General features: G+C 73.6%; 12 protein-coding genes. 7 read left to right on the top strand and 5 right to left on the bottom strand.

Going from position 1 to position 14277, the window contains the following annotated elements; genetic code table 11:
- Positions 1–302 precede the first annotated feature (302 nt).
- Together LCD31_RS11820 and LCD31_RS11815 are read right to left on the bottom strand one after the other, a co-directional pair.
- Complete coding sequence (locus LCD31_RS11820; RefSeq protein ID WP_224957981.1) at positions 303–1454, bottom strand: hypothetical protein; 1152 nt, start codon at positions 1452–1454, stop codon at positions 303–305.
- Between the two features lie 159 nt (positions 1455–1613).
- On the bottom strand, positions 1614–1934 hold the full coding sequence (locus LCD31_RS11815; RefSeq protein ID WP_224957980.1) for a hypothetical protein: 321 nt from the start codon (positions 1932–1934) through the stop codon (positions 1614–1616).
- 160 nt (positions 1935–2094) lie between these two features.
- On the opposite strand from LCD31_RS11815, the gene LCD31_RS11810 reads away from it, so the two are divergent.
- Positions 2095–2871 (top strand): 3-hydroxybutyrate dehydrogenase, encoded by a 777-nt coding sequence (locus LCD31_RS11810; RefSeq protein WP_224957979.1) that lies wholly within the window; start codon positions 2095–2097, stop codon positions 2869–2871.
- 49 nt (positions 2872–2920) lie between these two features.
- On the opposite strand, the gene LCD31_RS11805 is transcribed toward LCD31_RS11810, so the two are convergent.
- On the bottom strand, positions 2921–3238 hold the full coding sequence (locus LCD31_RS11805) for a chorismate mutase (protein ID WP_224957978.1): 318 nt from the start codon (positions 3236–3238) through the stop codon (positions 2921–2923).
- A 285-nt stretch (positions 3239–3523) separates the two neighbouring features.
- On the opposite strand from LCD31_RS11805, the gene LCD31_RS11800 reads away from it, so the two are divergent.
- Complete coding sequence (locus LCD31_RS11800; RefSeq protein ID WP_224957977.1) at positions 3524–5977, top strand: UvrD-helicase domain-containing protein; 2454 nt, start codon at positions 3524–3526, stop codon at positions 5975–5977.
- A 16-nt stretch (positions 5978–5993) separates the two neighbouring features.
- Here LCD31_RS11800 and LCD31_RS11795 read toward each other — a convergent pair whose 3' ends face one another.
- Positions 5994–6815 carry a class I SAM-dependent methyltransferase gene (locus LCD31_RS11795; RefSeq protein ID WP_224957976.1) on the bottom strand — a complete coding sequence of 274 codons (822 nt, stop codon included), beginning with the start codon at positions 6813–6815 and terminating at the stop codon, positions 5994–5996.
- 125 nt (positions 6816–6940) lie between these two features.
- Here LCD31_RS11795 and LCD31_RS11790 point away from each other — a divergent pair, with 125 nt between their 5' ends.
- A complete protein-coding gene (locus LCD31_RS11790; protein ID WP_224957975.1) occupies positions 6941–7150 on the top strand; it encodes a hypothetical protein in 210 nt (69 codons plus the stop codon).
- Between the two features lie 81 nt (positions 7151–7231).
- Here the strand turns inward: LCD31_RS11790 and LCD31_RS11785 are convergent, their stop codons facing one another.
- On the bottom strand, positions 7232–8053 hold the full coding sequence (locus LCD31_RS11785) for a M23 family metallopeptidase (protein WP_224957973.1): 822 nt from the start codon (positions 8051–8053) through the stop codon (positions 7232–7234).
- A gap of 614 nt (positions 8054–8667) precedes the next feature.
- Here LCD31_RS11785 and LCD31_RS11780 point away from each other — a divergent pair.
- The 4 genes from LCD31_RS11780 to LCD31_RS11765 all read left to right on the top strand — a co-directional run bounded on the left by LCD31_RS11780 (position 8668) and on the right by LCD31_RS11765 (position 14181).
- On the top strand, positions 8668–10479 hold the full coding sequence (locus LCD31_RS11780; RefSeq protein ID WP_224957971.1) for a hypothetical protein: 1812 nt from the start codon (positions 8668–8670) through the stop codon (positions 10477–10479).
- A gap of 459 nt (positions 10480–10938) precedes the next feature.
- Positions 10939–12108, top strand: coding sequence for an ADP-forming succinate--CoA ligase subunit beta (sucC, locus tag LCD31_RS11775; RefSeq protein WP_224957969.1), 1170 nt, complete (start codon positions 10939–10941; stop codon positions 12106–12108).
- Between the two features lie 3 nt (positions 12109–12111).
- Positions 12112–12996 carry a succinate--CoA ligase subunit alpha gene (sucD, locus tag LCD31_RS11770; RefSeq protein ID WP_224957967.1) on the top strand — a complete coding sequence of 295 codons (885 nt, stop codon included), beginning with the start codon at positions 12112–12114 and terminating at the stop codon, positions 12994–12996.
- Positions 12997–13161: 165 nt separating this feature from the next.
- Complete coding sequence (locus tag LCD31_RS11765; RefSeq protein ID WP_224957965.1) at positions 13162–14181, top strand: DUF5336 domain-containing protein; 1020 nt, start codon at positions 13162–13164, stop codon at positions 14179–14181.
- Positions 14182–14277: the final 96 nt, after the last annotated feature.

Below are 14277 nucleotides of genomic sequence, written 5' to 3'. Positions count from 1 at the left end.
ACGACCGGGCGGGTGCGGGACCCTCCGCCGCGGAACCGCGTGGCCCGCCGGTATCGGTCAGGACTTCGCGCAGCAGGGGTATTCGGTGCCGCATCTCGATTCGCCGAGCCTCCTTCGTCCCGCACCGGCCGGGCTCGGGGACATGGCCGGGCCTGGGGTCGCACGGTCCTTGCGATTGCACTCGTACTCCTCACCGAACGTGTTCGGGGGATTCGGGGCGTGACTTCACCTGAAAGAGAAGTGGGGGCCGTGACGGGCGATCTCCAACAGCGCAGTCGATCACGGTGAGTAGCGCTCGTCGATCACCAGGCCACGTCGTCGGCGTACACCCGCGGATCCGAGCCGGAAGTGAAGCGCAACCGCCGCTGCTGCTCCGCCACCGACCCGTCGGTGCGGGTGATCCGCAAGGTGGTGACGGTGCTCGACGACGTGGCCGACACCGACAGCACCTCCACCGCGGCGGCGTCCCGGTAGCGCTCGGCGAACGCGGCGAAGCCCGCCGCCCGCAGCCGCCCGGTCGTCCCCGCGTACGCCCCGGCGAGGTCGTGCGCGCGGACCGCGTCGAAGTAGTGCTCCGAACGCGCCGCCACCAGCCGCGGATCGGTGAAGGTCAGCAGTTCGTCGCGGTAGGTGACCGGGGCGGACTGCCGCGGCGGTGCCGGTGGGGCGGCCGCCGGCTCGGTGCTCACCTCCCCGCCCGGCTCGCTCGCGCCCGGAGCGCTGTCGGGAGGTCCGTCCGCCGGTGCCCGGCCGGGCGGGTGGTCGACCGCCCCGGGTGCCTGCTGCCGCGGCGGACCGGGCGGCGGCGGGACGAGCCCGGAGGTCGGTGCGCGGTCGGCGAGCAAGTCCGGCCCGTCCGCGTGCGGTTCCGGGGCGGGCGACGGGAAGTGCGTGGCCCGCGGCATGTTCGGCGGCCGCAGGCCCTCGATGGAGGTGGTCGGGGTGACGAGCGCGGTCGCGACCAGCAGCAGTCCGCCGAACGCCGCCCCGGCGGAGGCCACCGCGAACCAGGCCGCGCGGCGCGAGGACCGCGGCGGGGTGACGGAGGCGGGCACCATGCCGAGGTCGAACTTGTGCAGGCCGCCGACCGGGACGGTGTCGCTCAGCGGGTCGGTGCCCGGTTCGGCCGGCGCGGCACCGATCGCCGCCCCGGTGGTGGGGGCGACGGCGGGCAGCGGACCGGTGTCCGCGAACGGGTCGTGCGCGCCGGCGTCGGCGGCGCACGCGCTGATCGCGCGGATCCGGTGCGGCCCGGCGCCCGGTGCGGGCTGCTCGATGAGGCCGCCCCAGCTCACCCCGGTTCCGGTGGGGTGGCCGAGCCGGTCGGGACGCGCGTCCGTGCCGCCGGGAGGCGTGCTGACGGGATCGCCGCCGGGCCAGCGCGGTGCGAGGAGGTCGTCGTCCCGCGGTTCGGTCGTCGCGAGCGCCGAGCGGGACACCGCCGAAGGGGTCATGGTCGGGGAGGCTAGGCAGCGCCGAGCGCCCCCCGCGTCACACGAGTCGGTGGTAACCCTGACTATCGCTCGAAAGAGGGACGCTTCCCGGCGGTTTTCACCTTGCGATCACAGCCCGGAGTACTTCCCGCTCACGCGCCCCGCCCGGCGCCGCGGCGATCAGTAGTCGTTGTTGCGGAACTTGGTCTGGGTGGTCTGGAGGGCCTTGAGCGCCCCCGCGCCGCCGCCCGCGCCGAGCAGCATCGCGAACACGTCCGCGCCCGCGCCCCCGCCGAGCGCGATCAGCAGCGCCACCACCGTGACGGCCAGCGTCACCCCCGTCACGGGCAGGCGCTTGCGCGCGAACTCGACCACCGGCTGACCGCCCGGCCGCTTCTTCGCCGCCGAGGTCAGCATCCCCAGGTAGGCCCCGTGCCCGGCGGCGGCCACGACCGCCACGAGGGTCACGAGCAATGCGACGATCCCGATGAGTGCACCCATGCCTCCAGTCTGCCCTGTCCCGCACCGGTCCGGTATGGGTGGTTTCCCGGAGGCCCGCCCGGGCAAGTTGGCGGCTGAGCTGGGGTTGCGCCGCCGTCCGCGGAAGTGGTTGTGGCGATCCCCTGGATCGAGATCAGCATCACGCATAGGTTCTCAGGCTATGAACGATCGTCCCGCCGAACTCCCGGACCAGCACTCCCTAGCCGGAAAGCGGGCGGTCGTCACCGGCGCGGCCAGCGGCATCGGCTCCGCCACCGCCCGCAGGTTGGCCGCCGCCGGCGCCACCGTGATCGTGGTGGACCGCGAGGCGGAGGCGGTGGAGCGGATCGCGGCCGACCTCGACGCCGAGGCGCGCGTCGTCGACCTGGAGGACCCGGACGCGGCGGCGCCGCTCGGCGAGCACGCCGACATCGTGGTCAACAACGCCGGCCTGCAGCACGTGGCGCCGGTGCACCAGTTCCCGCCGGAGATGTTCGCGAAGCTGGTGAAGGTGATGCTGGAATCGCCGTTCCGGCTGATCCGCGCCGCGCTGCCCGGCATGTACGAGCGGGGCTGGGGGCGGATCGTGAACATCTCCTCGGTGCACGGCCTGCGCGCCTCGCCGTTCAAGAGCGCCTACGTGTCGGCCAAGCACGGCCTGGAGGGGTTGTCGAAGACGGTCGCGGTGGAGGCCGCCGGCTACGGCGTCACCTCGAACTGCGTCTGCCCGGGCTTCGTGCGGACACCGCTGGTGGAGCGCCAGGTCGCCGAGCAGGCGGAGCTGCACCGGGTGCCGGAGGAGCAGGTCGTGGAGGACGTGCTGCTGGCGCGCACCCCGGTGAAGCGGCTGGTGGAACCGGACGAGGTGGCCGACCTGGTGCACTGGCTCTGCGGCCCGAGCACGGCGTCGATCACCGGCGCCTCGTTCCCGATGGACGGCGGCTGGACGGCGCACTGAGCGGGCGCCGGGTGCACGGCCCGCCGCCGGGCCGTGCACCGCGCGCTGATCAGCGCCCGAGGCGGCCGCGGCCGAGGCGCAGCAGGATCATCGCCAGCTCGCGGCCTTCCGGCCCCAGCTCCCGGTAGCGCGCCAGGACGTCCATCTCGCGGTTGTAGACGATGCGCGGCCCGCCGTCGGCCATCCGGGCTTCGCCGACCTGCCGGGAGACCTCGGCACGGCGCTTGATCAGCCGCAGGATCTCGGCGTCCAGGTGGTCGATCTCCTCGCGGAAGCCGGCGATGGCCTCGGTGGCGGGACGCGCGGGGGCGTCCGGTGCGTCGTTCGGTTCGGGCTGGTGCTGCTCACCGTCCACAGCGGCGTTCATGACTCGTCCTCCGAATCGGCCCCACCCCGGACCGGACATGTGAAACGCCCCGAGTCCGAGGACTCCGGGGCGTCGTAGTGGTGTGCGCGCTCACACGGCTACGGGCGTCGGAATCCCGGTCCGCCCGTAGTAAAAGTTCGCGCAAGCGAGGCGCGTCCGCGTCAGCACGCCGCCAGTCTGCCACAGCCCGAGTGCCGGTGGCCATCCACCGGGACGTCGTTCCCGACCGCTGGGACCGCCGTCGGCGGCCGGGCTGTCGGGGGCGGCCGGTAACGTGGAACGACGATGAGCACCCTCTTCGATCTCCCGCACGACGGTTCCTCCGATCCCGGTTCCGGCCCGGCGGGGCACGAGCCGGACGCCCTGCTCGCGGGCCTGAACTCGCAGCAGCGCGACGCCGTGGTGCACACCGGTTCCCCGCTGCTGATCGTCGCGGGCGCCGGGTCCGGCAAGACCCGGGTGCTCACCAGCCGCATCGCGCACCTGCTGGCGCAGGGCGTGCACCCCGGCCAGATCATGGCGATCACGTTCACCAACAAGGCCGCCGCCGAGATGAAGGAACGCGTCGCCGACCTGGTGGGCCGCCGGTCGAACGCGATGTGGGTGTCCACGTTCCACTCGATGTGCGTGCGGGTGCTGCGCCGCGAGGCGAAGACGCTGGGCTTGTCGTCGAACTTCTCCATCTACGACTCCGACGACTCCAAGCGGCTCATCACGATGATCGGCCGCGAGCTGGAGCTGGACTCGAAGCGGTACCCGGCGAAGACGTTGTCGATCCACGTGTCCAACCTGAAGAACGAGCTGGTCACGCCGGAGGAGGCCGCCGAGCGCGCCGGCAACGACCTGGAGCGCAAGGTCGCCCAGGTCTACGCCGCCTATCAGCGCAGGCTGGCCGACTCGCAGGCCGTGGACTTCGACGACCTGATCATGCGCACGGTGGATCTGCTGCGCGGCCACCCGGACATCGCCGAGCACTACCGGCGCCGCTTCCGGCACGTGATGGTCGACGAGTACCAGGACACCAACCACGCCCAGTACGCCCTGGTGCGCGAGTTGGTGGGCACCGAGGACACCGAGCTGGGCACTCCGCCCGCCGAGCTGTGCGTGGTCGGTGACGCCGACCAGTCGATCTACGCGTTCCGCGGCGCGACGATCCGCAACATCGAGGAGTTCGAGCGGGACTACCCGCAGGCGCGCTCCATCCTGCTGGAGCAGAACTACCGCTCGACGCAGACGATCCTCACCGCCGCGAACTCGGTGATCCGCCGCAACCCCAACCGCCGGGACAAGCGCCTGTGGAGCGACGCGGGGGACGGCGCCCCGATCGTCGGCTACGTCGGCGACAACGAGCACGACGAGGCCGCGTTCGTCGCGGGCGAGATCGACCGGCTCGTCGACGACGGCGAGGCCACGTTCAACGACATCGCCGTGTTCTACCGGACCAACAACCAGTCCCGGGTGTTCGAAGAGGTCTTCATCCGCCTCGGGCTGCCCTACCGCGTGGTCGGCGGCGTGCGGTTCTACGAGCGCCGCGAGGTCCGCGACGCGCTCGCCTACCTGCGGGTGCTGGACAACCCGGACGACACCGTGAGCCTGCGCCGCATCCTCAACGTGCCCAAGCGGGGCATCGGCGACCGGGCGGAGGCCGTCGTCGCCGCGCACGCCGACCAGGAGCGCACCTCCTTCGCCGCGGCGCTGCGGGCGGCCGCGCAGGGCCGCGTCCCGGCGCTGGCGACCCGCGCGCAGAAGCAGATCGCCGGGTTCGTGGCGCTGCTCGACGAGCTGGGCGAGGTCGCCGCCGAGGCCGACGTGGCCGAGGTGCTCGACGCCGTGCTGGAACGCACCGGCTACCGCGGCGAGCTGGAGGCCAGCGACGACCCGCAGGACGCGACCCGGGTGGAGAACCTCACCGAGCTCGTCACCGTCGCCCGCGAGTTCATCGAAGCCCGCGCGCCGCAGGCGGGCGAGGTCGCCGCCGAGGGCACCGACCCGTCCGCGGAGGCCGTCGTCGCGCCCGCCGAACCGGCCGCGGAGGACGCCGAGGAGCAGGACCTCGGACTGCCCGCCGACGACTCGCTCGCCGCGTTCCTGGAACGGGTGTCGCTGGTCGCCGACGCCGACTCGCTGCCCGAGTCCGGCGACGGCGTGGTCACCCTGATGACGCTGCACACCGCGAAGGGCCTGGAGTTCCCGGTGGTGTTCTCCACCGGCTGGGAGGACGGGATCTTCCCGCACATGCGGGCGCTGAGCGATCCGGCGGAGCTCGCCGAGGAGCGCAGGCTCGCCTACGTGGGCATCACCCGCGCCCGGCAGCGGCTGTACCTGTCGCGGGCGCTGATGCGCTCCGCGTGGGGGCAGCCGATGGCGAACCCCGCGTCCCGGTTCCTCACCGAGATCCCGGACGAGCTGATGCAGTGGCGGCGGATCGAGCCGGAGCGGGCCGCACCGCAGGTGCGCAGCACCTGGGGCGGTCGCGGCGGGTTCGACCGGGGCGGTTCGGACTCGGCGCAGGCCTCGGTGGCCTCGCGCGGCCTGCGCAGCACCGGGGCGCCCGGCTGGAAGGACACCGTCGCCATCAAGCTGGACGCCGGGGACCGGGTCACGCACGACAAGTACGGCCTCGGCACGGTGCTGGCGACCGAGGGGGAGGGGCCGCGGGCCACCGCGACCATCGACTTCGGCAGCGCGGGCACGGTCCGGCTCATGCTCATCGGCAGCGTGCCGATCACCAAGCTCTGACCCGGCCCGCGGGTCCTCAGCCGAAGTGCATGCTGAGGACGAGGGCCATCCTGCGGAACGCGGGGACCTTGCCCATGCCGCGGACCAGGGCCCGGTACGCCGGGCCGAGGCGTTCCAGGCCGGGGATGTCGAAGAAGGTGCGCTCCTCGTCGAGGACCAGTCCGGGCACGGCCCGCTCCAGCTCGGCGCCGCCGCGCACGCCCCAGGTGAGCCGGGCTCCCGCCGCGCGCACCGCGCCGTTGAGCCGGTGCGCCCACCGCGTCGCCAGCGGGCTCTGCACGTCGCAGATCAGGTGCCCGCTGGGGAAGTGCTCGGTGATGCGGCGCAGCAGCGCGGTCCCGTCCGCCTCGGTGAGGTACATCAGCAACCCTTCGGCGACGACCAGCGCCGGCCGGTCGCCCGGGACGTCGCGCAGCAGGTCGGGCGCGGTGACCGAGGTGCCGAGGACGTGGTGGTGCGCCCGCGCTGGGTAGATCCGCTCCCGCAGGTCGATGACCTCGGGGAAGTCGACGTCGTACCACTCGGTGCTCGGCGGCGGGTCGAGCCGCTGCCCGCGGCTGTCCAACCCGCAACCGAGGTGCAGCACGGTCACGTCCGGGTTCGCGGCGAGCCGCACCGCGGTGAGGTCGTCGAACAGCCGCCCGCGCAGCGCCACCGACAGCGCGTCGTTCCCGCGCAGCCCGGTGGCGTCGAAGTCGTGGTCGATGCGGCGCACGGCCTCCTCGGCGTAGGGGTCGTGCAGCACCGGGTTCGCGGTGCGGCTGTGCAGCGCGCGTCCGTAGAGGGTGGCGAGCATGGTGGCACGCGCACCGGTGAAGTCGGCCTTCTCGCGGTTCATCGCCGTTCTCCCAGGTGAGAGGTACCTGCGGAGCTCAAGCTACGCGCGTTTCACAACATCGTGAATAAAGGAAGCGTATGAATCGGGGACGTGGACGAGGGCGACCGGACCCGGCGGACAGGTTCGTGGAGCGCTTCGCGCTGGACCCCGCCGGGACGCCGCGGATGGCGGCCAGGGGTTCGCCGAGCTGCCGATCGCGCACGCTCGCCGCCGGTGTCGACGCGGTCGGCGCGGACACCGAGGCCGGTCGGCGCCTGGACGAGACGTGCCGCTTCTTCGCCTTCCTCCGCGCGGAGCTGCCCGCGCTGGTGCGGCGGTGGCGCGCGCAGCGGTGACCGGGCGCCGAACGGCCGGAGCGGACGGCGCGCCGGACCGTCACCGGCCTGGCGGGTCGTCCGCTCGCGGAACCGGGTGGATCAGGTGACGTCCACGCCGCGGGCGCTCAGCCACGGCAGCGGGTTGATCTTCTTGCCGCTGGCGTTCCACACCTCGAAGTGCAGGTGGGTGCCGGTGGAGAAGCCGCGGTTGCCCATGGTGGCGATCTGGTCGCCCGCCTTCACCTTCTCGCCCTCGCTGGCGGTGATGGTGTTGACGTGGCCGTAGACGGTGATCGTGCCGTCCTCGTGCTGCACGCGCACCCACAGGCCGAAACCGCTCGCCGGGCCCGCGTCGATGACCACGCCGTCGGCGGCGGAGACGATCGGGGTGCCCTTGCTGTTGGCGATGTCGATGCCGTAGTGCGTGGTGCCCCAGCGGCCGCCGAAGCCGGAGGTGAAGGTGCCCTCGGCCGGAGCGACGATCTTCGGTCGCTTGGCCTCCTCCTCGGCGGCGATGCGGGCGGCTTCCTCCTCCGCGCGCTGCTCGGAGATGCGCTCGCTCTTGGCCAGCTTCTCGACTTCGGAGTCGGCGCTGCTGACCTTGGCGACCGGCAGCATCTCCGGGGCCGGGGCGGAACCGCCCATGCCGCGGGAGGAGTCGTCGGTGGCGGAGCTGAAGGAAGCGGCCGCGTCCTGACCGGAGGCGAGGGGGGTGATGCCGTCCTGGTCGGGGGCCGGTTCGCCGCTGGCCATCGACTGACCTGCGGCGGCGAACGCGCCTGCGGCGACGGCTGCGACGACGAGTCGGCCGCGGATGACCGAAGGCGGGGTGGAGATCCGCCGCTGGCGCTGCTGCGGAAGATCGTGCGGGGACGACTCCTCGGCGATCGGGGCGCCGCCGGGGGAGCGGTGTCGAGACAAGGCCTGCCCTTCCGTCTCGGGGAGTCCGGTCACTGGCTCCCGGACGGGGTTCCGGGGCGCCGGTCGGGGTAACCGGCGGTCGTGATCGGACCGTGACAACGGACCGGGGGACAGTAACCAGGCTGATCCCCTAGGGGCAAATCCCGATCAGTGGTCGTTTGCTCACGGAGCGTGTTCACTGCTGGGCGGCCGGGAGTGGCCGCGCGCGGCGGGGCGGCGCGGCGTGCGGTGTTACCGAGTGGCACTGCCTGGCGGTTCGTGATCGAGGAAGTCGGTCCCGTTCGGGCTAGGGGAACGGGGTGGTTCCGCTTCGGGCGGTGATGCGACACGCCCAAGAGTGACGCAAGTCACAGAAAAACAGCGCAACGCTCTCAACCTCGATGACCCGTACGAGGCCTCAAGCCGGACAACCCGCCCAGTGATCCCACTATTCCCGGACCGCCGGAACCGGCCCCGGCGCGACCGCCGACCCGGCGCAACCGCTGCCCGGGCCCGAAACGCCGACACCGTGCGTAGCCGCCGCGGATCCCCGGCGGGACCCGGGGCGATCAGTTGCTAGCGTCGGCGCGGTGAGTGCCCGGCCCGATCTCCCGTTCGAATCCCCGGAGACGCAGATGAGCCGCCCGACGGCGCCCGACCCCGCCGGTCCGCCGACCGGCCTCACCGCGGCGATCGCGCTGTCCGCGCTCGGCGCGCTGCTCACCGCGTTCGCCCCGCTGCTCGGACTGGTCGCGCCGGACATGCCGGCCGCGTTCACCTCCTGGCCCTGGCTGCTGGTCCCCGCGCTGGTCCCGGCGGTGCTCGCCGCGGTGTTCCGCGGCAGCCGGCCCGCGCTGGCCGCCGCCGTGCTGCTCGGGCCCGCGGTGCTCGCGCCCGGACGCCTGGTGCAGGACGCGCAGCTCCTCGTCGACGCGGGCCTCGCCGCGCGCCCCGAACTGCTGCTGCCCGACACCCTCGACCCGCTCGGCGCCGCGCCCGGCACCTGGGTGCTGCTGGCCGGACACCTGCTGGCCCTCGCCGCCGGCGTGCTCGCACTGATCGCCGGACGCGGGCTGTTCGACCACGCCGACGGGGCCTCCGACGCCTTCGGCTCCTTCGGGGAGGACGCCTTCGCGGGCAGCTCCGTCGCCGAGGCCGCCGCCGACGGCGGCTCCGGGCGCGGTCGCGCGGGCGCGCGCAGGCAGGGACTGCTCGCGCTGGTGCTGTGCGCGACCGCGATCGCCGCGGTCGGGCTGCTGATGGGGCCGTTCACCTCCGACGACCCGTACCTGCTGGCCAAGCCCGCCGTGGAGGCGCCGGTCGCGGTCGCGATCGGCAGCCTGCTGCTGGCGATCGCCGTGCCCGCGGCCGCCGGGTTCATGGCCGGGTCCGCCGACCGCGACCTGGTGCGCGGCGGGCTGCTCGGCCTCGCCGCCGGGCTCGCCGCCGTCGCGGTGCCGCCGCTGGTCGCGGTGGCGCTGCTGCCCCGGCTGCACTTCGGCTGGGGACCGGCGCTCGTGCTGGCCGCCGCGCTCGTGCTGGTCGGCCTCGCCGTCGAAGGCGGGCGCGACCCCGCCCGGAACTCCGGGGAGGTGCGGCTGCCCGCGCTGACCAGGTTGCTGCGCGCCGCCGGTGCGCTCGCGCTGCTCGCCGGTGCGCTGGCCGTCGTCGGCGCGCTCACCCCGCACCTGCGGATGCCCAGCTGGATCGACGACCCCTCGGTGTACCCGGCGCGGCTGCTGTGGCCCGGCGGCGTGCTGCTGGTGCTGCTCGGCGCGGCCCTGCTGGTGCCGTCGATCGCCGCCGCGGTGCGCCCCGCGCTGACCGCGGCCTGGGCGGCGCTGCCGCTGGCCGGGGCCGCCGCGCTGGACAGCGTGCTCACCTCCACCCAGGTCGCGGGCGCCGACGCGGCGCCGGGCGCGTGGGCGTCCGGCGCGGCCATGGTGTTCGCGCTGCTCGCCGCGATCACCGCGGCGCTGGCCGGCGGGGTGGAACGCGAAGAGGTGGACCTGGCCGAACCGGACTGGCAGCCGGAGCGCGGCGCGGACGTGGACCTCGCCGAGCGGAGCTGGCGGCCGGTGGTCGCGGTGCCCGCGGCGCTCGCCGCGCTGCTGGGGCTGGCCGCGGTGCTGCTGCCGGTGCTGTCCGCTCCCGACTACACCGCGCCGGGCGTGTTCACCCGGTTCGGGACCGCTTCCTGGGGGCTGATCGGCGCCGGAGTCGCGGTGCTGGTCGCGACGGTGCTCGCCGTCCGCAGCAGGCCCGCGCGGGCGGCGGCGCTGCTCGTCGGCGCGGCGCTGGTGATGGTGGTGCGGGCGCTGGAGTTCCCGCTCACCGCGGGGCGCGCCGCGGACGCCACGCCGGGGCCGGGGCTCTGGTGCGCGGTGGCCGCGGCGGTCGTGCTGCTGATCACCGCGCTGCTCGCGGGCCGCTCCGCCGAACGCTGAGGATCCGCCCGAGTGGTGCCCGCCGCCGAGTGCCGAACCCGGCTGGGCGGCACCTGCGCCGAGTGCCGAACTCCCGCCGGGGCGGCGCCTGCCGCCGCGCGCTGAACCCGCCAGGGCCGTGCCTGCCACCGGGCGGTCGTGCCGCTGTGCGCTGGACCCGCCGGGCGGCGCTGCCGCCCGCCGCGAGCGCGGTGCGCCGCGGAGCCGCGAAATCCGGCGGAGCGCAAAAAGGGGCGAAATTCCGCGCCGGAGCCCCTTGACGGTCGCCGAGGCGGTGTTCCGTTCGTCACTCCGCGGCGCCGTCCAGCGGTTTTCCCACTGCGAAATCCCCGGTCCGGATGCATCCACCTGCGGCGATCGGGCGAGCGGGGTGAGCCAGTTCACCGGGTGCGGCGCACCGGCCGTCCTCGCAGGTCGCTATGGTCGCCCAGTCCGACACCGACGTCGCAGGAGAGTCGAGTGGACCTGTACGAGTACCAGGCGAAGGAACTCTTCGCTTCCCACGGAGTGCCGACGCTGCCCGGTTCCGTGGCCACCAATCCCGAAGAGGCCAAGGCAGCCGCCGACGAACTCGGCGGGCCCGTGGTGGTCAAGGCCCAGGTGAAGACCGGGGGCCGCGGCAAGGCCGGCGGCGTCAAGCTGGCCGAGACGCCGGACGAGGCCCAGACCAAGGCCGAGGCGATCCTCGGCTTGGACATCAAGGGCCACGTGACGCGTCGTGTGCTGATCACGACCGCCTCCGACATCGCCGACGAGTACTACTTCTCCTTCCTGCTCGACCGCGCCAACCGGAACTTCCTGGCGATGGCCTCGGTCGAGGGTGGGATGGAGATCGAGGAAGTCGCCGCGACCAAGCCCGAGGCGCTGGCGCGCATCGCGATCGACCCGATCCAGGGCGTGGACGCCGCCAAGGCGCGCGAGATCGTCGAGGCCGCGAAGTTCCCGGCCGAGGTCGCCGACCAGGTCGTCGACGTGATCGTCAAGCTGTGGGAGACCTTCGTTTCGGAGGACGCCACGCTGGTCGAGATCAACCCGCTGGTCAAGGACCCGCAGGGCAAGATCATCGCGCTGGACGGCAAGGTCACGCTGGACGAGAACGCCGCGTTCCGGCAGCCGAAGCAGGCCGAGCTGGTCGACGCCGAGGCGGAGGATCCGCTGGAGGCGAAGGCCAAGGCCAAGGGCCTCAACTACGTCAAGCTCGACGGCGAGGTCGGCATCATCGGCAACGGCGCGGGCCTGGTCATGTCCACGCTGGACGTGGTGGCCTACGCGGGCGAGGCGCACTCGAACGTGAAGCCGGCCAACTTCCTGGACATCGGCGGCGGCGCGTCCGCGGAGGTCATGGCGGCCGGGCTGGACGTCATCCTCGGCGACAACGACGTGAAGTCGGTGTTCGTCAACGTCTTCGGCGGGATCACCGCCTGCGACGCCGTGGCCAACGGCATCGTGCAGGCGCTGAAGATCCTGGGTGACGACGCGACCAAGCCGCTGGTCGTCCGGCTCGACGGCAACAACGTCGAGGAAGGCCGGCGCATCCTGGCCGAGGCGAACCACCCGCTGGTCACCTTGGTCGACACGATGGACGGCGCGGCCGACAAGGCCGCCGAACTTGCTGCTGCGGGGGCGTGACCCATGGCCATCTTCCTCAACGAGAACAGCAAGGTCATCGTCCAGGGCATCACCGGCTCCGAGGGCACCAAGCACACCGCGCGGATGCTGAAGTCCGGCACCAACATCGTCGGTGGCGTGAACGCCCGCAAGGCCGGGCAGACCGTCGAGATCGAGGGCAAGGAGCTCACGGTCTACGGCTCGGTCGCCGAGGCGATCAAGGAGACCGGCGCCGACGTGTCGGTGCTGTTCGTGCCGCCGAAGTTCGCCAAGGACGCGGTCGTCGAGGCCATCGACGCCGAGATCCCGCTCGCCGTGGTGATCACCGAGGGCATCCCGGTGCACGACTCCGCCTACTTCTGGGCGCACGCGAACGCCACCGGGAACAAGACCCGCATCGTCGGGCCGAACTGCCCCGGCGTGATCTCGCCCGGCAAGTCCAACGCGGGCATCATCCCGGCGGACATCACCGGCCCCGGCAAGATCGGCCTGGTGTCGAAGTCGGGCACGCTGACGTACCAGATGATGTACGAGCTGCGCGACATCGGTTTCTCCACCGCGGTCGGCATCGGCGGTGACCCGATCATCGGCACCACGCACATCGACGCGCTCCAGGCGTTCCAGGACGACCCGGAGACCGAGGCGATCGTGATGATCGGCGAGATCGGTGGCGACGCCGAGGAGCGGGCCGCCGACTACATCAAGGCGAACATCACGAAGCCGGTGGTCGGCTACGTCGCGGGCTTCACCGCGCCGGAGGGCAAGACCATGGGCCACGCGGGCGCCATCGTGTCCGGTTCCTCGGGCACCGCGGCCGCGAAGAAGGAGGCCCTGGAGGCCGCCGGCGTCAAGGTCGGCAAGACCCCCAGCGAGACCGCGAACCTGATGCGCGAGATCGTCAAGGGCTGAGCTCCACCCCTTCCACGACCGGGGCGTACGGGATCGGGCGGGTCGGAAACGGATGATCCGTACCCGTTCGGTGGCCGAATCACAGTCCGATACCGTTTCGAGTGTCACTCTTCCGGGAGACACTGGTGTTCGCCCGGCCCTCGGCGAGGAGGAGTCCTCTCAACCATGTCCACGCCCTACGGTGCACCGCCGCCCCACCAGCAGGCACCTCCGCACGCAGGGCCTCCTCGTGCGGAGCCGCCGCAGCCCGGCAACGCGGGTGGCACCGACCTCAAGTCCATCCTGCCGCTCGTGGCCGCGGGCGCCGGGCTCATCGCCTTCGTGCTCGGGTTCTTCGACCAGGCCGCGGCCGGGCTGATGGCGGGCACGGCCGGGCTCGCCATCGTCGGGACCGCGGTGCTGATGGGGCTGCGGCTGCTGCCGAAGGCCCCCAACGTGCTGCCCGCCGCCGCCCCGCTCGCCGTCTACGGCGCGCTCGCGGTGCTGCTGGCCGTGATCGCCGGACTCGCCGGGGGCATCGCGATCGTCCAGCTCGTGCTGGCCCTCGTGCAGGCCGCCGTGGTCGTCGTGCTGCTGCTCGCCGAAGCGGAGGTCGTCGCGCTGCCCAGCGGTGGCGCCAGGACCCCCGACCCCCGCGGTCGTCAGCAGGGCCCCGGTACCGGCCCGTTCCCGCCGCTCGGCCAGCCGGGACCCGGCGGTCCCGGTGTCCAGGGGCCCGGTGCCCAGGGACCAGGTGTGCAGGGCGGCCCCGGGCCGCAGGGTCCCGGTGGCCAGCCGCAGCAGCCGTGGGGACCGCCGCCGGGTCAGCCCGGTTTCGGCGGGCCGCAGGGCGGGCCCGGTCAGCCGCAGCAGCCCCAACCCGGCCAACCCCAGCCCGGCCAGCCCCAGCCCGGCCAAGCCCAGCAAGGTCAGCCCGGGGGGTACCCCGGCCCCGGCCAGGGCCCGGGTGGGGCTCCCGGCCAGCCCGGCCCCGCTTACGGGCAGGGCGCGCCCGGTGGTTACGGGCAGGGACCCGGCGGCGGCTACGGCGGCCCCACCGGTTCCGGCGGCTACGCCCAGCAGGGCCCGGACAGCCCCGCGGGCGGCTCGCCCGCGGGTGACCCCGGCCCGGCCTCCGCGCCGCAGCCCCAGGTCACCGACGGCCCGGAAGGCACCCGGCAGATGCCGTACCCCGGCCAGAACTGACCCGACGCACCCTCGGAGGGGGGGGGCCCCCCCCCCCCCCCCCGGCCCCCCCCGCGGGGGGGGCCGCAGAACCCCGCCGGGGGCGGCGGGCCGGCG

Source organism: Saccharopolyspora sp. 6M (assembly GCF_020176775.1).
Taxonomy (GTDB): Bacteria; Actinomycetota; Actinomycetes; order Mycobacteriales; family Pseudonocardiaceae; genus Saccharopolyspora_C; species Saccharopolyspora_C gregorii.
The sequence above is the reverse complement of the archived record's forward strand: the minus strand, read 5'-3'. Positions and strand labels throughout refer to the sequence as shown.